Annotated in this window: 23 protein-coding genes and 3 pseudogenes; 11 read left to right on the forward strand and 15 right to left on the reverse strand. The window is 64.1% G+C overall.

Translation table 11 applies throughout. From position 1 onward, the window contains the following. Window positions 1–279: 279 nt before the first annotated feature. From LG306_RS11060 to LG306_RS11075, 4 genes and pseudogenes are all read left to right on the forward strand, one after another. Entirely contained in the window at window positions 280–654 is a 375-nt protein-coding gene (locus LG306_RS11060) for a DUF892 family protein (RefSeq protein ID WP_404414418.1), read from the forward strand. Between the two features lie 160 nt (window positions 655–814). Then, window positions 815–1,093: pseudogene (locus tag LG306_RS11065) on the forward strand (transposase); the annotation flags it as partial. A 55-nt stretch (window positions 1,094–1,148) separates the two neighbouring features. Then, window positions 1,149–1,403 (forward strand): annotated as a pseudogene (locus LG306_RS11070) (transposase); the annotation flags it as partial. Then, a pseudogene (locus tag LG306_RS11075) lies at window positions 1,384–1,539 on the forward strand (transposase); the annotation flags it as partial. The pseudogenes LG306_RS11070 and LG306_RS11075, both read left to right, overlap by 20 nt. 38 nt (window positions 1,540–1,577) lie before the next feature. Here the strand turns inward: LG306_RS11075 and LG306_RS11080 are convergent. The 12 genes from LG306_RS11080 to LG306_RS11135 form a co-directional block, all read right to left on the reverse strand. After that, window positions 1,578–2,285 (reverse strand): SOS response-associated peptidase, encoded by a 708-nt coding sequence (locus LG306_RS11080; protein WP_404414420.1) that lies wholly within the window; start codon window positions 2,283–2,285, stop codon window positions 1,578–1,580. Next, complete coding sequence (locus LG306_RS11085) at window positions 2,285–2,731, reverse strand: hypothetical protein (protein ID WP_404414422.1); 447 nt, start codon at window positions 2,729–2,731, stop codon at window positions 2,285–2,287. Before LG306_RS11085 ends, LG306_RS11080 begins: the two co-directional genes overlap by 1 nt. Window position 2,732: 1 nt before the next feature. After that, the gene (locus LG306_RS11090; RefSeq protein ID WP_404414423.1) at window positions 2,733–2,969 is read right to left on the reverse strand and encodes a hypothetical protein; all 237 of its coding nucleotides are present in this window, start codon (window positions 2,967–2,969) and stop codon (window positions 2,733–2,735) included. A 221-nt stretch (window positions 2,970–3,190) separates the two neighbouring features. Continuing rightward, on the reverse strand, window positions 3,191–3,733 hold the full coding sequence (locus LG306_RS11095) for a hydantoinase/oxoprolinase family protein (RefSeq protein WP_404414424.1): 543 nt from the start codon (window positions 3,731–3,733) through the stop codon (window positions 3,191–3,193). 29 nt (window positions 3,734–3,762) lie between these two features. Then, the gene (locus LG306_RS11100; RefSeq protein WP_404414426.1) at window positions 3,763–3,966 is read right to left on the reverse strand and encodes a hydantoinase/oxoprolinase N-terminal domain-containing protein; all 204 of its coding nucleotides are present in this window, start codon (window positions 3,964–3,966) and stop codon (window positions 3,763–3,765) included. A gap of 41 nt (window positions 3,967–4,007) precedes the next feature. Then, window positions 4,008–4,289, reverse strand: a complete 282-nt coding sequence (locus tag LG306_RS11105) for a hypothetical protein (protein ID WP_404414428.1) — start codon at window positions 4,287–4,289, stop codon at window positions 4,008–4,010. A 1,395-nt stretch (window positions 4,290–5,684) separates the two neighbouring features. Then, window positions 5,685–5,894, reverse strand: a complete 210-nt coding sequence (locus LG306_RS11110; protein WP_404414430.1) for a helix-turn-helix transcriptional regulator — start codon at window positions 5,892–5,894, stop codon at window positions 5,685–5,687. Then, window positions 5,891–7,080, reverse strand: a protein-coding gene (locus tag LG306_RS11115; RefSeq protein ID WP_404413560.1) for an IS3 family transposase whose coding sequence is annotated in 2 segments (ribosomal slippage) — window positions 5,891–6,828 and window positions 6,828–7,080 — 1,191 coding nt in all. Because the reading frame shifts where the segments join, the coding sequence is not laid out codon by codon here. Before LG306_RS11115 ends, LG306_RS11110 begins: the two co-directional genes overlap by 4 nt. 205 nt (window positions 7,081–7,285) lie before the next feature. Further along, on the reverse strand, window positions 7,286–7,987 hold the full coding sequence (locus tag LG306_RS11120) for a hypothetical protein (RefSeq protein ID WP_404414432.1): 702 nt from the start codon (window positions 7,985–7,987) through the stop codon (window positions 7,286–7,288). Beyond that, window positions 7,984–9,306 (reverse strand): tyrosine-type recombinase/integrase, encoded by a 1,323-nt coding sequence (locus tag LG306_RS11125; protein WP_404414433.1) that lies wholly within the window; start codon window positions 9,304–9,306, stop codon window positions 7,984–7,986. Before LG306_RS11125 ends, LG306_RS11120 begins: the two co-directional genes overlap by 4 nt. A gap of 284 nt (window positions 9,307–9,590) precedes the next feature. After that, window positions 9,591–9,785, reverse strand: coding sequence for a DUF2842 domain-containing protein (locus LG306_RS11130; protein ID WP_017503901.1), 195 nt, complete (start codon window positions 9,783–9,785; stop codon window positions 9,591–9,593). Next, window positions 9,785–10,036: a transglycosylase gene (locus LG306_RS11135; protein WP_404414434.1), complete on the reverse strand. Its 252-nt coding sequence runs from the start codon at window positions 10,034–10,036 to the stop codon at window positions 9,785–9,787. Before LG306_RS11135 ends, LG306_RS11130 begins: the two co-directional genes overlap by 1 nt. A 134-nt stretch (window positions 10,037–10,170) precedes the next feature. Between LG306_RS11135 and LG306_RS11140 the strand changes: the two genes are divergently transcribed. Beyond that, a complete protein-coding gene (locus LG306_RS11140) occupies window positions 10,171–11,271 on the forward strand; it encodes a COX15/CtaA family protein (protein ID WP_404414435.1) in 1,101 nt (366 codons plus the stop codon). Here LG306_RS11140 and LG306_RS11145 read toward each other — a convergent pair. Continuing rightward, window positions 11,240–12,625, reverse strand: coding sequence for an alkaline phosphatase PhoX (locus LG306_RS11145; RefSeq protein WP_404414436.1), 1,386 nt, complete (start codon window positions 12,623–12,625; stop codon window positions 11,240–11,242). The genes LG306_RS11140 and LG306_RS11145 overlap by 32 nt on opposite strands. 262 nt (window positions 12,626–12,887) lie before the next feature. Here LG306_RS11145 and rplM point away from each other — a divergent pair, with 262 nt between their 5' ends. The 4 genes from rplM to msrB all read left to right on the forward strand — a co-directional run bounded on the left by rplM (window position 12,888) and on the right by msrB (window position 15,456). Continuing rightward, entirely contained in the window at window positions 12,888–13,364 is a 477-nt protein-coding gene (rplM, locus tag LG306_RS11150; protein WP_017503897.1) for a 50S ribosomal protein L13, read from the forward strand. 2 nt (window positions 13,365–13,366) lie between these two features. Then, a complete protein-coding gene (gene rpsI, locus LG306_RS11155; protein WP_017503896.1) occupies window positions 13,367–13,861 on the forward strand; it encodes a 30S ribosomal protein S9 in 495 nt (164 codons plus the stop codon). 101 nt (window positions 13,862–13,962) lie between these two features. Further along, window positions 13,963–14,913: an N-acetyl-gamma-glutamyl-phosphate reductase gene (gene argC, locus LG306_RS11160; RefSeq protein ID WP_404414439.1), complete on the forward strand. Its 951-nt coding sequence runs from the start codon at window positions 13,963–13,965 to the stop codon at window positions 14,911–14,913. Window positions 14,914–14,952: 39 nt separating this feature from the next. Beyond that, a complete protein-coding gene (gene msrB / locus LG306_RS11165) occupies window positions 14,953–15,456 on the forward strand; it encodes a peptide-methionine (R)-S-oxide reductase MsrB (RefSeq protein WP_039245147.1) in 504 nt (167 codons plus the stop codon). Here the strand turns inward: msrB and LG306_RS11170 are convergent. After that, window positions 15,453–15,830 carry a hypothetical protein gene (locus LG306_RS11170; protein WP_404414440.1) on the reverse strand — a complete coding sequence of 126 codons (378 nt, stop codon included), beginning with the start codon at window positions 15,828–15,830 and terminating at the stop codon, window positions 15,453–15,455. The two genes, msrB and LG306_RS11170, sit on opposite strands and share 4 nt — an antisense overlap. After that, window positions 15,827–17,767, reverse strand: coding sequence for a class I poly(R)-hydroxyalkanoic acid synthase (gene phaC / locus LG306_RS11175; RefSeq protein WP_404414442.1), 1,941 nt, complete (start codon window positions 17,765–17,767; stop codon window positions 15,827–15,829). Before phaC ends, LG306_RS11170 begins: the two co-directional genes overlap by 4 nt. A gap of 108 nt (window positions 17,768–17,875) precedes the next feature. Between phaC and LG306_RS11180 the strand changes: the two genes are divergently transcribed. Beyond that, entirely contained in the window at window positions 17,876–18,301 is a 426-nt protein-coding gene (locus LG306_RS11180; protein ID WP_197071091.1) for a hypothetical protein, read from the forward strand. Between the two features lie 39 nt (window positions 18,302–18,340). Beyond that, window positions 18,341–20,152, forward strand: coding sequence for a single-stranded-DNA-specific exonuclease RecJ (gene recJ / locus LG306_RS11185; protein WP_404414444.1), 1,812 nt, complete (start codon window positions 18,341–18,343; stop codon window positions 20,150–20,152). Window positions 20,153–20,171 lie beyond the last annotated feature (19 nt).

Below are 20,171 nucleotides of genomic sequence, written 5' to 3' on the forward strand. Positions count from 1 at the left end.
TTTCCAGTGGGCCTAACAAGATCGAGCTGTTCTTGTTCCGGCGCTAACGAGAGGATTCGCCGGAACGGATAGTTGGCTCATCGCTAACGGGGCCGAAGCGGCTTTCCGAACGTCCGCACGACATCCAATCAACTCATCCAGCAGGAACATCCATGTCGACGCCAGAAGATCTGAAAGGCCTCTACACCGACGAGCTGAAAGACCTGTGGTCCGCCAACGACCAGATGCAGCGCGCTGAAGGAGATCGCCCCGAAAACCTCTGATCCTTCGCTTAAGGAAATGCTCGGCAAATCGGTTGAAGGCATTTTAAAGCATACCGAGCTGCTGAAGGAGCTGCTCGCCGGGCAGGACGAAAAAGTTTCCAAAGAACACTGCAGAGGCATGGAAGGCCTCGTCGCCGAAGCCACGAAGCATGTCCTCGAAGAGGGTCCGGAGAAAGTTCCCGTGTTGGACGCCATCATCATCGCGCAATATCAGCGGATGTCCCACTATGGCATCGCGGGCTTCGGGACAGCAGCGGCCTTCGCGGCGGGCTCGGGTCTCAAGATCGACGACAAAAAGCTGAAGGCCGCGACCAAGGACATCTACGAGAGCGATCAGTCCATAACCGAGCTGGCGGAGCTGACGGTCAACCTAAAGGCCAAGGACGCTTGAAAAAGATTGGGCGGGCTTCACCGGTCCGCCCTCACGTCCGGCTGAGGCTTGCGTCTGGCGCGCTCTAGGCTCAGGACCCATTGATGTGAGGCGAACGATCTGATTCAGGCTCCTGAGGAGTCTGGATATGAGCGATCTGTATTGGCTGACGGACGAGCAGATGGCTCGGCTGGAGCCCTTCTTCCCCAAGAGCCACGGCAAGCCGCGGGTGGATGACCGCCGGGTGCTGAGCGGGATCATCTTCGTCAACCGCAACGGCCTGCGCTGGCGAGATGCGCCGGCGGCCTACGGGCCGCACAAGACCCTCTACAACCGCTGGAAGCGATGGAGTGAGGCTGGCGTCTTCATCCGGATGATGGAGGGCCTGTCCGGGGCTCAGACCGAACGCCGCACGGTCATGATCGACGCGACCTATCTGAAGGCGCACCGCACGGCTTCGAGCCTGCGGGTAAAAAAGGGGTCTCGGGCGACTGATCGGACGCACGAAAGGCGGCATGAACACCAAGCTTCACGCCGTGACCGATGCGAACGGAAGGCCCATCAGCCTCTTCATGACAGCGGGTCAGGTCAGCGACTACATCGGCGCTGCCGCTCTCCTGGACAGCCTGCCCCGCGCCCAGTGGCTTCTGGGAGACCGAGGCTACGACGCCGACTGGTTCCGGGACGCCTTGCAGGCCAAGGGGATCACGCCGTGCATCCCAGGCCGCAAAACCCGCACCGAACCCATCCGCTTCGACAAGCGACGCTACAAAGCGGCGAAACCGGATCGAAATCATGTTTGGACGCCTGAAAGACTGGCACCAGGTCGCCACCCGCTACGATCGCTGTCCGACCGTCTTCCTGTCCGCCATAGCCCTCGCCGCTACCGTGCTGTTCTGGCTATGAGTCCTGAGCCTAATCAAATATCGGCCGATTTACGTGGCCTAGGCTTCGATAACTGACAAAGCGCCGTCGGGCAGCGGGCGCTGAAGCGCCTTGGCCGTTTCCCACGGCGCTGTCATCCACGCCTCGATCTCGTCGGACTGCGTCAGGATCACCGGCATGGCCTTAGGGTGAACCGCGCCGACCTCGGCGTTAGGCTCGGTCGTCAGAAAGGCGAAGACATCGATCGTCTCCATGCCGGTCTTGATCTTGCGGACGCTCGTGTGGGCCTGGAGGTGAATTCCGGCGAAAAAGGCTAGGGACTCGGGCTGGTCTCCCGCGAGCTTAAACCAGACGGGTCGGTATTTCCCGGCCGCGTCCCGGCCCGGTTCGCTGAAGGCCGTGAAGGGGACCAGGCAGCGCGACGCCGGCGACAGATGTGGGCGCCAATGGCTGGAGCGGGTGTTGCGGACGTTGGTCGTGCCGCTGTCGGGTTCGAACTCCAAGATCTTCTGGAAGTCCACCTCGCCGCCCTTGGCGCGCAACTTGTCGGCGCGCTTCGTCGCATTGTCGAAGATCATTTTTTTGGACGACGGCATGCCCCAGCGCGCCAAAGCGAGTATGCGCTCTGCGCCCTCCCAGCGCACGATCGGCGCGGGATAGTCGGGATAGGCATCACCCGGCGCGAGGTTGCCGACGGTCGACTGCATGGCGTTCGCCGCGTCCAGTATGGCTTGGGGGCCGGAGCGCTGGCGGTAGAGGTTGCACATCAGGCTTTGGCCTTTTTCAGATCGGCAGCCAAGGATTTGCGGTCCGTTTCATAGGTCGCCTCCGCCTCCTGGCGCGCCTGGCTTAGCGCGGCCTGTTGTTCTTCGAAATCCGCCATCACCGCCTGATGGCGTTCATCCAGATCAGCCAGCGCCGCCTGAAGCTTTTCGATTTTGGCGGCCTTGGCCTTGGACGGTCCCCGAGATTTGGCGGGTTTGGCCTTGCCGATCTTGCCGACATCGATCGCGAGCCCGCGCTCGATCACTTCGCCGGGAGAGACCAGGGCGGCCTCGTAATCCGGTCCGCCGGAAAGCTGGCTGGCTAAGCCGGTTGCGAACAGATCCTGCTTTGAGCCCCAGGCCTCCAACGCCTTGGGTCGCGAGGTGGTGGCGACGGTGAAGGCATGGAAGCCGTCGGACCAGTTGAAGACCTTCAGCTTGGCCGCCACTTCAGTCGATCAGTCCGCGCCGCTGCATGTCCATGATGATGGGATCGGTGAGCGAAGCGATGACCTCCATGTCAAAGGCGTCCTCCGCTTCCGTCTCATCGGCAAATGAGCGTGGTTGGTTCTGGCGCAAGCTTGAAAGCCGCCAGGACGATTGGACCACCTGCTGCCGGGCGAGATCCTCGATGCGGTGAAGACGAACGCCGGCGCGCGATTTAATAAGTGTTTTGCGTGTCGCCATCAGTCAGTCCTCCCGGCCGAACTTTGACACGGGGACCGACCGATGTGGAGTCGCGACCGAGGAACGCAGCCTGGGAGTAAGCTGAACGAACTCTAAATTTACGCAGACAACTTAGAGCGCCCTAACAGATCAACTGGTTGGCCGTCGCAGATGGCTGCCTCTGACCCAGAGCGGAACTCCGCGATGTCCGCTTCGTATGCGGCGATCACAGTGTCTCATCACTAGGCCGATATTTCGGTAAGCCGCATTCGGCGCCTGGCAACGAGCGAGACGGGCCCGCGTTTTCGCCAATCGGTTCCAAGCCTTCCTTCCGCTGGCGGCCCGCCGCGTCGAAAGGCGGCCGGTCCCGGCACGGCGCCAGCCGATTCAGGCCCGACCAGCAGGTGTCCGCCCTCGAACGGGCAGATCGAGCCGCCGCCCGCCGCGACGGTGTGGACGCCCAGCATCGGCGCCCGCAGCCGCTCCCCGGCGACCACGGCGTCCGACGTGCGTTCGTATTCGCCGGCGAAGTGGGACACGTCCGTCGAGGTGCCGCCCATGTCGAAGCCGATAGCGCGATCGAACCTGGCCGCCTGCGCTGTCTCGATCATGGCGAGCACGCCGCCCGCCGGCCCCGACAGGATGGCTTCCTTGCCCCGAAAGGCGTCGGCCGCCGTCAGCCCACCCGACGACTGCATGAACTGAAGCGGCGTCGCCGCGCCCAGATTGGCCCCGATACGCTCCGCATAAACGCGCAGGATCGGCGACAGATAGGAGTCGGCCACCGTCGTGTCGCCAAGCCCGATCAGCTTGATCAGCGCCCCGACCTTATGACTGACCGAGACTGTTCGAACCCGACGTCTGGCGCTATCCCGGCCAGCCGCGTCTCGTGGTCGGTGAGCCGCCAGCCGTGGACCGGGACGATGGCCACCGCGCGCAGACCCGCCGCATGGGCGGCCGCCAGGTCGGCGCGCGCCTTGTCCTCGTCCAGCGGCCGGTCTATCGCGCCGTCCGCCATCACACGCTCGTCGATTTCGATGCAGTCATACAGTTGGTCGTTCAGGACGATCTAGCGCACAAAAAGTTCGGGGCGCGCCTGCCATCCGATCTGAAGGGCGTCGCCGAAGCCGGAGGTGATGGCCAAGTGCGTTGGCTCGCCTTGCGCTCCTGGAGCGCAGTGGTCGCCACCGTCGGCCCATCCGCACGTCCCCGACCAGACCGAGCGGCAACGGGCCGCGCGGGACGCGGCCGGATGCCCTCCACGGCCGCATCGGCATAGTGCTTGGGATTGACCGGCAGAAGCTCGCGCGTTTGCAGCCCGCCGTCAGGTGCGCGGGCCACGACATCGGTGGACGTGCCACCCCGGTCGATCCAGAAGTCCCAGAGCGCGATCGATTTTATAATGGTCCGAAGTTTAAGTCGGTGCTGTCAGCTAAACCAGCCCAGCCCGTGGCGCGTCCGATTTGCGCGTATCTTCATGCTTGCCCTCGTCCTGACAGTATCCAGGGCAGCGTTACTGCTCCAGAAGTGAAGAGCGTGGTCAGATGCTGCCGCACATCGAACGTCGTACTCAGAAAAAAACCAATGTTGAAACCGTCCGGTTGACTGCGGCCGATACACGCTCTGGTCCAACGTTAACCAGCTGACCGCCTTCTGGAACGATGTCACCTGTAGTCAGTAGCTCGCCTTGCAGAAGGGCTTCTCAGCATGGCGACAGGGCAGTGCCTGCGCTCAGAGCCCGCAAGAGGCCAGCTCGGGAGCCAGGGAGTCGAGGACTACCTTAGATAGGTGGAGGCACCAAGGAGCTCACACGTCCCTGCTTGTTCAACGAACTTGGAGAAAATGACCCCCCCCTTTAATTCGATCCCCTGTTTAATTCGGCAAGGCGCCGGTTCGCGGCCACGCTTTCTCGAAGTTTTCTCCCCCCACCACCGACGCTGGGTGCCTACGTGAGCTGTCAAACGCTCCAGCCGCAAGCGGGCAGCTGAAGGATTGTCCCCGTGCGACCGCAGGGGGGCGTCTACTCGCCCAACTTCGGACGGACACCGGTCAAACTGTGCCAGTGCAACGAGATGCGAGGGAGTCGTCGACTCCCCTAACTTCGAGCGGACAGCGGTCAAACTGCGCGACGCAACAAGATGCGAGGGAGTCATCGACTCCCCCAACTTCAAGCGGATAGCAGTCTAGCTATGCCGGTGCGACATGCGAGCAAGCAATCGTCGAGGCCCTCAAATCCAGTATCGAGGGGAATAATCCACACCTCGGAATGGGTGACGAAGAAGCTCAGAAGTCTCGAACTGAAAACCGTCATACTCGAGCATCTCGAGGAGCAGAGACACGTGCTATCTCGTTTGGACCACCATACAATCCACCAAACGCCTTCGTCGGTTCGCGCGGTTAGCGGGCAGTTGAGTGGGCTTCCCTAACTTAGTCAGCTCATTGGAGAGACCCTTTGCGGGACACAGGACGACCGTCCCAACGGCCCGAGAGCCGGCGGGGCGGTCCCTGTCCAGGCGATGTTGACCAGCTCAATGGAGCCGACCCCCCGCATGGGACAGCTAAGCGCGACGCGCGCCTTCGCTCGGGAGCTACTTACGACGATGCGTCTCGCCGGCGGCCGCGCTTCTCCCTTTGGACTGCGCTGGGGCTATGGCCGCGTCCCACGGTGACCCTCTCGATCCACGCCCCGCCGTTACTCATCCCGACGACGTGAATCACATAAAGTCTCAACGTCCCCTAGTTCTCCCAAGGAAGAGATATGGCGGCATCGGCATCAACGCTCAGGACCGAGAGGGCGTGCGCCTCAGCGCGACGGTCGGCGATCCAAAGGCGGACCTCCTGAAGGCTCCATGCCTTCCGAGCAGCTCCAATCTTGCAGGGCCGCGGGAAACTCCCTGCTTTCACAAGTCTATGGAGCTGAGTTCTGACGTGACCCCCGTTTCTCATCCAGCCATAACGAGAGTCCTTGGTTGATCTGAACTGGGGTTGGCGGGGTTGGCAATAGGCCGGTCTGAGCAGCCATCAACCAGCGCAGCAGACCGGCCGCTCTGTCCGGTGAGCGCCTGTGCGTAGGCCTTCGGCGTCAACCATCCCAGCTTCGAGTGAGGCCGGGTTTCGTTGTAGTCGCGCCGCCAGGTTTCGAGGACAGCCCGGGCGTGCGGCAGCGATCGGAACAGCGTCTCATTCAGCAGCTCGTCGCGCAGCCGACCATTGAAGCTCTCGTTGAAGCCGTTCTGCTGAGGCTTGCCCGGCGCGATGTAATGCCAGCTCACGCCGGCGTCGTCGGCCCAGGCCAGGATGGCGTTGGACGTATATTCCGTGCCGTTGTCGCTGATGATCGTATCCGGGCGTCCCCGCCGCAGGATGATGGCGTCCAACTCGCGCGCCACCCGTCGCCCTGACAGCGAGGTGTCGGCGACGAGCCCGAGGCACTCGCGCGTGCAGTTGTCGATCACCGTCAGGATGCGGAAGCGCCGCCCGTCCGTCATCTGGTCGGAGACGAAGTCCAGCGACCAGCGCTGGTTCGCGACCAGGGGAATCTCCAGCGGACGCCGCGTGCCTATGGCGCGTTTGCGCCCGCCGCGCCGGCGCACCGTCAGCTTCTCCTCGCGATAGATCCGCTGGACGCGCTTCTTGTTGACCGCATGCCCCTCGCGCCGAAGCATCACGTGCAGGCGGCGATAGCCGAACCGCCGTCGCTCCTGGGCCAGGGCCTTCAGCCGATCCCGCAGGACGCCGTCGTCCGGTCGCGTCGCCTGATAGCGCACGCTCGTCCGATCCACGCCCAACACCCGGCAGGCCCGCCGTTCGCTCATCGCGTAGGCCGACTGCAGGTGCGCCGCCGCCTCTCGATGCGCAGCGGGCGTCACCACTTTTTTCCCAGCAGATCCTTCAGCGCGACGCTGTCCAGCATCGAGTCCACCAGCATCCGCTTCAGCTTGGCGTTCTCCTCTTCCAGCGCCTTCAGACGCCGGGCCTCTGACACGTCCATGCCGCCATACTTGGCCTTCCACTTGTAGAAGGTCGGTGAGCTCAGCCCGTGCTTCCTGCACAGGTCCGCCACCGGAACGCCGGCCTCCTGCTCGCGCAGGATCCCGATGATCTGCTCTTCCGTGAACCGTGATCGCTTCATTCTGTCCGTCCTTTCGAGGGGCGGACTCTAGCTATTCCTGGAGGAGTTTAAGGGGGTCACGTCAGTTCTCGAAACGCTCGTGAGCCTGATTACCTCTTTCACTTGGATCAGGCGGTCGTCGTAATTCGGTAACGTCTGGGATCCGGGGTTCATGTGCGGTCTCCTTTTGAAGAAGCCATCGCGGCCTTGGAGTCCCATGAAACCTCTATGCACCCTTGGAGTCCGCGCAGATCAATTGCTCGCCGTTTGATCTGCGCTTCCGTTCAGCTCGCACGCGGTCGCGCAGTTGGGTCTTGATGCTCTTGAGCTCAACCTCGGGGCGAGCCAAGCGCACCGCCCATCCGTTGATGACATCGGCCTGCTTCTCGGTACCCATATCGATCTGCCGGATGATGTCGGCGACCGCGTCGTTGTACTCTGCCCCGATCTCGGATGGGCCGGATTTACGGCCTGGCGGCGCAGCGCGAGGCAGGTTGTCCAGCATCTGGCGTGCCTGTCCCGCCAAACCAGCGATCTGCGAAAGGATCAGCAGCGCCGCCCAATGATCATTGACGTTCAGTGCGTCCCATAGCTGTTCTAGTAGGGGAATTACCTGGTCACGAAAAGTGGATGCACGAGGGATGAGCCGAGCAGCAGCCATGACGTATGTACTGTCGCCAACAGCGCCCATCGTTCGTTCTCGAATCCCGGCGGGAAGATTGACCTCCGCGAAGTCGAGGATCTCCACCCCGCGCGCTGTCAGGTCTCGCTCGGGATCCATCAGCCACTCAGGAAGGGCGTGGCGAGGCCCGCAGCGTTCAAGCCAAGCCTGGCGCTTAGGTGGAAGTGTCTTAGTCCACCGGCGCGCCTCACTCCCGAGTAATGCTTCAAGCTGCTGGTTGAGCGGTGCGGATCTGTCGATGCTCATGCCACCCCTGCAGGACTGATCGCTACGACATTGGCACCAGTGAGGCGTTCGAGCTTTGCCGCCCATACGTTTAACGCTTCGGCAGCCTCGGCGTCGAACCGATAGCGCGCGTAGATAGCGGTGACGCTGCTGTCGCCCTCGGCATGGTTTAGCACTCGGCTGATCACCCTACGGTCGACGCCCAGCATCTCCATGTGCGTGGCGCAGGTTCGGCGCAGATCATGGACGTGCCAGTCGGGTAGGGCATGAACCTTCCGATCGAAGGGCTCGTGAAGCGCCTTGGCGATTGCTCGGCCGACCTCATCGTCCAGTCGGCGCTTGAACTTTGACCAAGCCGAGGGCGGCTGATCGCCTCCGACTCCGCTGGCGAAAATGTGCTCGAGCAGACGGCCTTCCACCTGCAGTTTCGGAGCGCCGCCGATCAGACGTCTGGCAAGCGGTGAAAGCGGGACGGAATGGGCCCGGAGGCGCTTAGTCCGCTCGGCCGGGATCAACCATGCCTCAAGCTCTCGCGTCTCGCCAGTGCGGCCGTCGCGGTGCTCGAGCTTACCGATCTCGCATCGGCGAAGGCCCGCCACCTCGCCACGCCGCTGACCGGTCACCAGGGCCAGGCGCACGAGCCGGCCATAGGGATCGCCGACACGGCCGCAACCATCCCAGATCAGCCGGATCTCCTCGTCGCTCAAGTAGCGGTCACGGGAGACCTCGTCGGACGGCTTCTCGATGTCGGCGGCGGGGTTGGCCGAGATGATGTGCCGACGTTTCGCCCATCGCATTAGCTTCTTGATGAAGCTGACCAGGCGGTTCGCTGCGATCGGCGACGTCTGCGCTTTCTTGTAAATCAGGTCGGAGATCTCGCGGGCAGTTATTGAACTGATGGGCCGCTCGAGCCAGTCAGCGAGATCCTTCTCGACCTTCCGCTGCATCTCCGTCTTAGTTCGCAGCTTGGCGCCGCCTCCCCGTAGGGTGTCTTCGAAGTAGGCATCGCTCACGGCCTTGAACATCTCGGCACCGCCAGCGGCCGCTTTCGCCTTTTTCTCGGCGTCGCCGGGGGCGATGCCGTTTTGAGCGTCCTCAATGATGCGACGCGCAGCCTCGCGGGCGGCGCCGAGCTCGGTGTTGCGGGTGGTGCCCAGACTCCGGCGGATCTGGCCGGGGCGGCCCTTCACGCGAGTGACGACGAGATAGCTGCTGGCGGTCTTCCCAACCCTGAGCATGAAGCCGGGCAGGAGGTCATCGTTCAAGATGATGGGCCGCCCGTCAGGAGAGGGTGCGCGGTTTATGCTGCCTCTGTCGCCGCCCGTCAGCCGAACCCGCATTACCGCCTCCGTTATCACAGCGTTGTCACAGCCTCGGCCGGATCATACCGGCACGGGCTGGAACAAGGTGTTCGCTCTAAGAAGCGGTGTATGCAAGGAAAGCGCCAGAAAATCGGAACTTCATGGTCGGTCCGGAACCGGCTGAAACGGGCCCCGCTACGCCTGGGGGTCAAGGGGTCGCAGGTTCGAATCCTGTCGCTCCGACCATTCTTGAAAAAGAATGATGATGGTGGGGTCGTCCTTGCGGGCGGCCCCATCGCCGTATCTGGGGGCAGGTTCGGCGCTCAGCCGCGCTCGGCCCATCGCAGCAATGGGATGAGAGGCAGGCCCCAGGCCGTCCCGCCGATGCCGAAGAACAGGAAGTCGATCCACTGCGACGGCGGCAGCATTCCGCGCAGGGCGATCAGGCCCCAGACCCAGAAAACGAGAAAGAGCAGCACGCCGATCGCGGCGACGAAGCGACGCAGACGCGGCGGCATCAGCGCTTGTTCCGGAACAGGAAGAAGGCGACCAGACAGATGCCCGATCCCACGAGCGCCCACGGCACCCAGATCCAGCTGTCCATCGTGCTGACCGCGAAGACCCGCACCGCCAGAAACCATCCGCAGGCTAGGCCGATCCCGGACACCAGACTTGTGCCGCCGAAGCCGCGCCGGCCCGTCAGAAGGTCCGCGATCCAGGCCAGCAGCAGGCCGCCTGCGACGGCGGCGGCGATATCGGCGTATTGCAACCCTGATCTCCTGCGGCGACAGCGCCGTTAAATCAATCCGACTCGATCTTGTCGCTAGGGGCGGGCATACCGCACCGGTCGCGTCTGGTCTTCGTTCGACGCAACACCATATCCGGGTCAGTGTCAGGCGTCGAATGAACCGTTTCGGAAATCCAGATCGTAACCGCGCCGTCGCCGTATGGCTGTTCGCCACGGCCGCCGTCGTCTTTCTGATGGTCGTGATTGGCGGCATCACGCGGCTGACGGGCTCTGGCCTGTCGATCACGGAGTGGAAGCCCATCATGGGCGCCATTCCGCCTCTGAACGACGCGCAGTGGGCCGAGGCCTTCGAGAAGTACAAGCAGATCCCGCAGTACGCGCAGGTCAACGCCGGCATGAGCCTGGGCGAGTTCCAGGGCATCTTTTGGTGGGAATGGCTGCACCGGCTGATCGGGCGTCTGGTGGGTATGGTGTTCGCCCTGCCGCTGATCGTCTTCCTGCTGTGCCGACTGGCGCCGGCCCGCTCGGTACTCCACCAATGGGCGATGCCCAATCGCCTGATCTGGCGCTGTGTCCTGCTACTGGCTTTGGGCGGTCTTCAGGGCCTGATTGGATGGTGGATGGTGTCCAGCGGCCTGTCTGAGCGTGTCAGCGTGGCGCCGGAGCGTCTGGCCACACATCTGGGTCTGGCGTTCGTGCTGTTCGCCGCCCTGATCTGGACGGGGTTGGAGGCCTGGAACGGTGAAGATCACGGCCGCCCGCCGTCGGGTTGGGCGAGGGGCGCCGGCCTGCTGCTGGGCGCGGTCTTCCTGCAATGTCTGCTGGGCGCCCTGGTTGCGGGCGGTCATGCGGGGCTGGTCTATACCGACTGGCCGCTGATGAACGGCGCCGTTTTGCCGCCGGCCGACTGGAGCCTGGGCGCGGTCGCCTTTCTGCATGATCAGGCGCTGACGCAGTTCAATCACCGACTGGTCGCCTATGGCCTGCTGATCGCCGTCAGCATCTATGCCTTCCAGGCCTGGCGCTGGCGCGTGGCGGAGGGAATGGGCTTCGGCGCCTTTGCGCTTGCGGGTGTGATCTGGTTCCAGGCGCTGCTGGGGATCGTGACCCTGGTGCACGCCGTTCCGGTGTGGCTGGGCGTGCTGCACCAGGCAGGCGCCGCGATTGTGCTGGCGACGGCCACCGTGAACCTATGGTTGGTGCTGCGGGCTCAGCCGCGCATCTTCATGTCCGGACCGAGGACCATGGGCCTCTGATCGCCAGAGTCATGCCGGGGTACATGATGTTGACGAACAGCACCTCGCCATCCGGCGAGAAGCAGGCGCCGGCGAACTCGGAGTTGCCGGTGAAGACATTGCGGCCGATCGTATAGACCTTGCCCTCTGGCGTGACGCCTTTCAGGTGGTTGCGGACGTCCGAGGAATAGTTGTCCTCGCACAGGATCAGGTGCCCCCAGGGCGCGACGGTGATGTTGTCGGCCATGTTCATTGTCTTTGGATCCGTGCTCTCGACGAACAGCTGAAGGCGATCTGCCGCGCCGTTCAGGCCGGGCGCCAGACGCAGCACCTGACCGCGTCGGATTGGTCCGCCCGAGGTCGCTGTGAAATACAGCTCGTCATCGCCCCACCAGACGCCTTCGCCCCGCGCAACCCAGGCGGCGCCGGCCGCGTGGCCGCGCTCGGCCAGGTCGCCATTGGGAGATTCGACGTCGTCCAGATCGATCCATTCGATCTCCCTCCAGTCGCCGACAGCCCAGGTGCGACCGTCCTGATTGCGGGTGTCGGCCGAGGGCGCGCCTTTCCAGGCCATGGCCTGAAGCCGGCCGCCCTCGATCAGCTTGCCGGGCGCATTGGGAATGAAGCGATAGAAGAGGCCGGCGTTGTCGTCTTCGGTCAGATAGACGACGCCAGTGCGGGGATCGACGCAGACGGCCTCGTGATCGAACCGGCCCATCGCCTTGAGAGGCACGGGATCGACCAGGCCGGTCGCGGTCGCCGGCACTTCGAAGACCCACCCGTGGCTCTTGGTCACATCGGCGTCGGCCGGCGTCTCCAGCGTCTCCTCGCAGGTCAGCCAACTGCCCCAAGGCGTCGGGCCGCCGCAGCAATTGGTCGAGGTGCCGGCCAGCGTCAGATGCCGGCTGACCATCTGGCGGGTCGCCAGATCATAGGTGATGGTGGAGCAGCCGCCGGGCAAGGGGCGGCCATTCTTGTAGGTGTCGTAGCCCCGGCTGGCGTCCAACAGGTCAAGCCGTTCCTCCCGCAGGCCGCCGGGGCCGAGGTTGCGATGCAGGCCGCTGGAGCCCTTCAGCTCGTGATTGACGACCAGGGCCACGCGAGACCCTTCCAGCGGGAAACAGGCCATGCCGTCAGGTTGCCCCGGAGCGAACAGGCCGTCGTCCATCGTGTCGCCGCTCTGGGCCACGACCTGATAGGAAAAGCCTTCGGGCAGATCGAGCAGTCGATTGGGATCGCGCAGCAGCGGGCCGTAGCCATGGACCTCGTTGACGTAGCTCTCTTCACCCGCCGTCTGAGCGGCGGCGTGACGCGCCAGTCCCGAGAAGGCGGCGGCTGCGCCCGTGGCGATCAGACCGCGACGATGAAGGATCATGAAGGGACTCCAAAGCTGTCGTCTTTGCGATGCCCGCCTATAATCATCCTTTGATGACGTTTTATGTTACGCCTTAACGCTACTTGGCCTCTTCGCGTCGGGTATTTTAATACCGTATTTGAAAAACTTCGTTGAAACAATGCGTTGTGGCGAATGCGATGTTGTCTAGTGCGTTGACGCGACCAATCGTCTCCTGTATCAGCGCGCCTTCATTCGGTTCCCTCGGGGGCCGGACCCGATTTTCGTCTCCAGGAACCCCCTCATGCTGAAGAGCACTACGGCTTCGTTGAAGCCGGCCGAGGTCGAGAAGAAGTGGATCCACATCGACGCCGAAGGCGTCGTGGTTGGCCGCCTTGCGACCTTCATCGCCAACCGTCTGCGCGGCAAGCACCGCGGCGACTACACCCCGCACGTCGATTGCGGCGACTATGTCGTCGTCACCAACGTCGACAAGGTGGTGTTCACCGGCAAGAAGAATACCGACAAGATCTACTATCGCCACACCGGTCACCCGGGCGGCGTCAAGTCGACCACGCCTGAGAAGGTTCTGGGCGGCCGCTTCCCCGAGCGCGTGCTTGAAAAGGCCGTCGAGCGCATGCTGCCCAAGGAAAGCCCCTTGGCCCGCAAGCAAATGACGCACCTGCGCCTGTTCGCCGGCGCCGCGCACGACCACGAAGCCCAGCAACCGGAAACGATCGACTTCAAGTCGGCGTCGCCCAAGAACACCCGGAGCGTCTGAGCATGACCGACGTGACCAACACCGAAACCGCCACCGGCTTCGACGCCCTGAAGGGCCTGAGCTCTTCGGTCGAGAACGACGCGCCCGTCTATGTCCAGAAGCTGGACGCCCAGGGCCGCGCCTATTCGACCGGCAAGCGCAAGAACGCCATCGCTCGCGTCTGGGTGAAGCCCGGCACCGGCAAGATCACCATCAACGGCAAGGACCAGGAGCAGTATTTCGCTCGTCCCGTGCTGCGCATGATGATCGCTCAGCCGCTGACCGTCTCGGACCGCGCCACGCAATATGACGTGATCTGCACCGTCGAAGGTTCGGGTCTGTCGGGCCAAGCCGGCGCCATCCGCCACGGCCTGTCGCACGCCCTGACGCATTTCGAACCGGAACTGCGCAAGGTCCTGAAGCCGCACGGCTTCCTGACCCGCGACAGCCGCGTCGTCGAGCGCAAGAAGTACGGCCGCGCCAAGGCTCGCCGCAGCTTCCAGTTCTCGAAGCGCTAATCGCGTTTACGCGGTTCGGATTTGGGGCGCTTCGGGGAGACCCGGAGCGCCCTTTTTCTTGCGCCTTTGCTCCTTAAGCGGAGAAGGGACGGGAGAGACAAATGACCCACACCATCTTCATCGACGGCGAGGCCGGCACCACAGGGCTGGAAATCCGCGAGCGGCTGGAAGCGCGCCCGGATTTGGAACTGCTGTTGCTAGGCGAGCGTCGTCGGGATGCGGATGCGCGGCGTGAGGCCCTGAACGGCGCCGACGCGGTGATCCTGTGTCTGCCCGACGATGCGGCGCGGCAAGCCGTGTCCATGATCGAAAACCCGTCGGTCAAGGTGATCGACGCCTCGACCGCCTATCGGGTCGCGCCAGGCTGGGCCTATGGCTTTCCTGAAATGGATGCCGGGCAGCGTGCGCTGATCGCGCGCTCTCAGTTCGTGTCGAACCCCGGCTGCTATCCCACGGGCTTCATCGCTTTGGTGAGGCCGCTGGTGAAGGCGGGGCTGGTTCCAGCCAACTATCCCGTCACGGTCAATGCGGTCTCGGGCTATTCCGGCGGCGGCAAGGCCATGATCGCCGAGTTTGAGACGGCCCCAAAAGACAGCGGGGGCGCCACGACCGCCTATCGGGCCTATGGTCTGACGCTGAGGCATAAGCATGTGCCTGAAATGACCAAACACACAGGTCTGAGCCGAGACGTGCTGTTCACGCCGGCGGTTGGCAACTACCGCCAGGGCATGCTGGTCGAGGTTCCGCTGCATCTGACGGCTCTGCCGGAAACCCCCTCGGTCGAGCGGCTGCACGGCGCGCTGGTTGAGGCCTATGACGGCCAGCGGTTCGTCGAGGTCGCCGACCTGGAGGAGACCGAGGCCATGACAGGCATCGAGCCCGAAGGCTTGAACGGCACCAACCACCTGCGTTTGCACGTCTTCGGCGACCGCAATGGCGAGCAGGCGCGGCTGGTCGCCTTGCTCGACAATCTGGGCAAGGGCGCTTCGGGCGCGGCCGTGCAGAACCTGAACATCATGCTAGGCCTGGATGAGGCGACCGGCCTGATCTGAGGTCTGAAACCATTCGGCGGCATCCGTCGTATCAGGGACATGACTCAGTCCCTGATCCTGCATCGCCGGGGCCTTTTGTTGGGCGCCGGCGCGCTCGCCCTGTCCGCCTGTTCGCCAGAGACGTCCGAAGCCGGGGAGGGGCAGTACGCAGCCTCGCCCTATCGTCGGGTGTCCGATGCGGATTGGCGACGACGGTTGGGCGACGCTTCCTGGCGCGTGATGCGGCACGAGGGGACGGAGCGTCCCTATTCCAGCCCGTTAAACGACCAGCACGCACGCGGGACGTTCGTCTGCAAGGGCTGCGATCTGCCGCTGTTCCGATCGCAGTGGAAATTCGATTCCCACACCGGCTGGCCCAGCTTCTATGACGTCATCGCCGCCAATATCGGCAAGAAGCGTGACCTGGCCATCGGCATTCCACGCACCGAATACCATTGCGCCCGCTGCCTGGGACACCAGGGGCATGTGTTCGATGATGGTCCGCGTCCGACGGGGCTGCGCTACTGCAACAACGGCGTGGCGCTGAAGTTCGTCTCGGCCTAGGCGCGACGGGCGCGCACGGCTGAATCGACGGTCAGGCCGAAGATGACCGAGGCGATGATCACTAGCAGCCCATAGTCGTGACCGGCGAAAAAAACGGGCGCGCAGGCCATGGCGATGACGATCAATGGGAACAGCCCGGCCCAGACCGCCGTACCCGGCGTGCTGATGTGGATCAGCGGCTGAGCGACCGGTCGTTTCATCGCGCGCGCCATCCGTTCGTTGAGCAGGACGAAGGCGGCCGCGCAGATGACGGCTGAGATCACATATTTGACCGTGTTGCCCGGTTCTCCGAACAGGCTGGCTGTCATGATCAGCAGGATCAAGGCGACGCCTGTGCTGACGGCGAGCAGGGCGTTGGGTTCGAGACGGTTCAAGACTTCACTTTCACATAGCTGCCCGGCGCCGGCTCGATGGGCTTGAGCGGGCCCTTGGCGGGGTTGCGGGCGGGGATTTGAGCGCCGGAACGCGCGCCGAGCCAGGCCGACCAATGCTCCCACCAGCTGCCGGGATGTTCGACGGCGTCAGCTTGCCATTCGGCCAAGGTCGCGGGCAGGGCAGGGTTGGTCCAATGCTGATACTTCTTTGCGGCGGGGGCGTTGATGACGCCGGCGATGTGACCTGACCCGGCCAGGGTGAAGGTCACATCCTTGCCGCCGAACAGTTTGGCGGATCGATAGACCGAGTTCATCGGCGCGATGTGATCCTCTCGGCTGGCCTGAAAATAGAGCGGGATCTCGACCTTCGACAGGTCCGCCGTCAGGCCGCCGATCTCGAACTGCCCCTTGGCCAGGGCGTTGGCCCCATACATCTGACGCAGATAGTCCAGATGCAGCGCCTTGGGCATGCGGGTCTGATCGGCGTTCCAGAACAACAGGTCGAAGGCGGGCGGATCCTTCCCCAGCAGATAGTTGCTAATGAAAAAGGACCAGATCAGGTCATTGGACCGCAGGGCGTTGAACGTTTCCGCCATGGCCGCGCCCGGCAGGACGCCGCCCGCCGCATCCATCTGACGCTCGATCTCGGCGATCCAGTGTTCGTCGGTGAACAGAAGCAGGTCGCCGGCCTCGGCGAAGTCATGTTGAGCGGCGAAGAAGGTAGCGGCGGCGATGCGCTTGTCGCCCTTGGCCGCCATGTGCGCCAGGCCAGCGCCAAGCAGGGTGCCGCCGATGCAATAGCCCACGGCGTTCAGTTGCTTGGTTCCCGCCTGCTCCAGCGTTTTCTCGACCGCGCGATAGATGCCCTTTTCCAGATAGTCGTCGAAGCCGAAGCCAGCCTTGTCCCTGTCCGGATTGACCCAGGAACAGACGAAGACCGTGAAGCCCTGAGCCGACAGCCAGCGGATCAGCGAGTTCGCCGGCTGCAGGTCCATGATGTAGAATTTGTTGATCCAGGGCGGGAAGATCAGCAGCGGGATGTCGTGCTGACTCTCAGTCGAGGGTGCGTACTGGATCAGTTCGAACAGCTCGTCGCGCCAGACGACCTGGCCCGGCGCGGTGGCGACGTTCTCACCGACGACGAACTTGCCGTAGTCGGCCTGGCTGATACGCAGCGATCCGCCGCCACGTTCCAGATCGGCGGCGAAGTTCTGCATACCCTTCACCAGCGATTCGCCGCTGGTCTCCGCCAAGGCCTTCAGCGCGACGGGATTTGAAGCCAAGAAGTTGGACGGCGAGAAGGCATCGGTAAGCAGGCGGGTGAAGAACTGGGCGCGACGTTTCAGCGTCGGATCGACGTCCTCGACCCCGGCGATCAGGCCGTTCATCCAGTCCGATGTCAGCAAATAGGATCGCCGCATCATGTCGAACATGGGATTTTCGGACCATGCCGGGTCCTTAAACCGCTTGTCGGCCGGAGCGGGATCGGGCGCCTCGCCGGCCGCCTGACGCGCCGTCGATGACCAGAGCTGCATATAGCGGCTAAACAGGTCGGCTTGGGCCTGAATCATCTTTTCGGGCTGGGCGGCCAAGCTGGTCATGACTGACGTCATGGCTGGCGCGACGTTGAAGGGATCGGCGGAAAGGGCGGCCGGCCGATCAGCCTGGGTCAGCGCCGCCTCGGCGATCGCGCTCTGGGCCATCATGGCCGCCTTGGCCAGATTTATCGACAGGGTTTCGATCAACTCGGCTTGGTTGGGCGTCGCTGCGGTCGGTTCAGGAGTCGGTTTCGAATGGGCTTCGGCGGCAGCTTCCCGTGTTTCGGCAGGTTTCGATTTGGGCTGACGAGGGGGCCGGGGCTTGGCGGACGTCGGACGTCCGGCCTTGCGTACGGGGCGGTCTGGGGCGTCTGTCGGCGTCCTGGGAGTCTTGGCCATGATCGTCCTTCGCGCAGCCTGCGCCAGAGGGCGGTTCATCCGCCCTTCCGCGCATCGCGATGATGGCATAAGACCATCAAGGAAATGAACGCGTCGCACTCGAAAAAGATGATCCTGATCGCCGCAGCCGCGATCGCGACGCCATTGAGCGGCTGTGTCGGCGCATCCGCCTCCAAGACGGAGGCTGTCTCGCCGCTTGCGCCACGTATCCAGGAACTGGTCGACGCCAATCGGCGCTATCCGCGCTGGGAGGACTTTCCGGCCGCGCCGACCGATCTGCCGCCGGTCACTCAGGTCGCGTCGAATGTGCAGCGCCTCCAGGGCGATAGCGCGACGCTGACCAGCGAGATCGCACGCATCGACTGGACGCTCGGCGACGCCGAGGCGCTCGCCGCCGAAACACGCGCGGCCGTGAACGCCGTTCCGGTGTCGCCTGACGCCGTCCGAACCCAGGCGGATATCGAGGCCTTCGCTCAAAGCCTGCGTGACAGGGCCAAGGCTCCGCCGCCGCTCGACCGCCGCCCGACGCGATGAGCGGTCGCGCGGGATGCAGAATCCCGCGATAACGCGCTTATGGCAGACGACGGCGGCGCAAAGACACTGAACGCATTTCTCGGCGTGTCTCGGTCCCTGTCCGGGCGCGCCTGGCGTCAACGTCCGGCCGACGCCGCCACGACGCGCGCGCACATGCAGACCCTGAACCTGGAAGAACCGCTGGCCCGGGCATTGGCCTCGCGGGGCGTTCGCGCAGACCAAGGCCAAGATTTCCTTACCCCGACCCTGCGCGCCCTGTTTCCCGACCCGTCCAGCTTCATGGATATGGACGCAGCGGCCGATGCGATCCTGAACGCGTTACAGGCCAAGGCGAACATTCATGTGTTCGCCGACTACGACGTCGATGGCGCCTCAAGCGCGGCGCTGCTGGTGCGTTGGTTCCGGGCGATGGGCCACGAACTGTCGATCTATGTCCCCGACCGCCTGACCGAAGGTTACGGCCCAAGCGCCAAGGCCTTCGACACGTTGAAGGCGTCGGGCGCCGATCTGGTCATTACCGTGGATTGCGGCGCGGCGGCGAACGAAGCCCTGGCCCATGCGGCCGCCATCGCCCTTAACGTCGTCGTTATCGATCACCACCTGATGCGCAGCGAGCCGCCGACGGCGTTGGCGGTCGTCAACCCAAACCGGCCGGGCTGCAACTCGGGTCAAGGAAATCTGGCGGCGGCGGGCGTCGTGTTCGTGCTTCTGGCGGCGCTGAACCGGGAGGGGCGGCGGCGGGGCCTGTTCGCCGAGAGGGCCGAGCCGGACATTCGTCAGTGGCTGGATCTGGCGGCCCTGGGCGCCATCTGCGACGTGACCGGCCTGACCGGCTTCAATCGCGCGCTGACCGGCCTTGGTCTGAAGGTCATGAGCGACTGGCGCAATCCGGGTCTGCGCGCGCTGTTGGCGGCGGCCGGCGCCGAACCGGGACCGGCCAAGAGCAATCACGCCGGTTTCATCCTGGGACCGCGCATCAATGCGGGAGGGCGAATCGGTCGCTCCGACCTCGGCGCACGGCTGCTGTCGACGGACGACCCGGCCGAGGCGGAGGCCCTGGCGATCGAACTCGATGCTCTGAACCTGTCGCGGCGCGATGTGGAGCGGGCCGTCACCGAGGCCGCCGTTCGTCGGGTCGAGGCGACCGGCGGCCATGCCGACGAAAGCGCCGTCGTCGTGGTCGCGGGCGAGGACTGGCATCCGGGCGTCGTCGGGATCGTCGCCGGCCGTTTGCGCGAACGCTGGCGCAAGCCCGTGATCGTCATTGGCGTTGATCCCGTGACTGGTCTTGGAAAGGGCTCGGGCCGGTCACAGCCAGGCATGAACCTGGGACGCGCAATCCAGACGGCCTGGGAGAGCGGGATCCTGCTCGCTGGGGGCGGTCATGCCATGGCGGCAGGCCTGACGATGGACGGCGCGCGCGTGTCCGAGTTGACCGCCTTCCTGAACGCTAAACTTGCCACCGAAAGGGTCGAAGCTGTCGCACAGGATGTGCTGGAGATCGACGCGCTGATCGACCCGTCAGCGGCGACGCGTGATCTGTTCGAATCGTTCGAGCGTCTGGCCCCATTCGGCCCCGCCAATCCCGAACCCAGCTTCGCCCTGAGCGGCGTTCAAGCCCGGGAACCCGTCGCCATGAATGGCGGTCACGTGCGGTGTCGGCTGGTCGGTCCGGATGGTGCGTCGGTCAAGGCCATCGCTTGGCGCTGCGCCGATCTGCCGACGGGCCAGGCCTTGCTGTCGGGGCAGGGCGGGCTGAGCATCGTGGGCCGGTTGAAGGCTGACGACTGGAATGGGCGCAAGGGCGTGCAGTTCGAGATCGAGGATGTCGCCGATCCTCGAATGATCTAACGGCGGCTCCAAAAAACTG

This window comes from Brevundimonas vesicularis, from assembly GCF_044807075.1.
GTDB classification, from domain to species: Bacteria; Pseudomonadota; Alphaproteobacteria; order Caulobacterales; family Caulobacteraceae; genus Brevundimonas; species Brevundimonas vesicularis_G.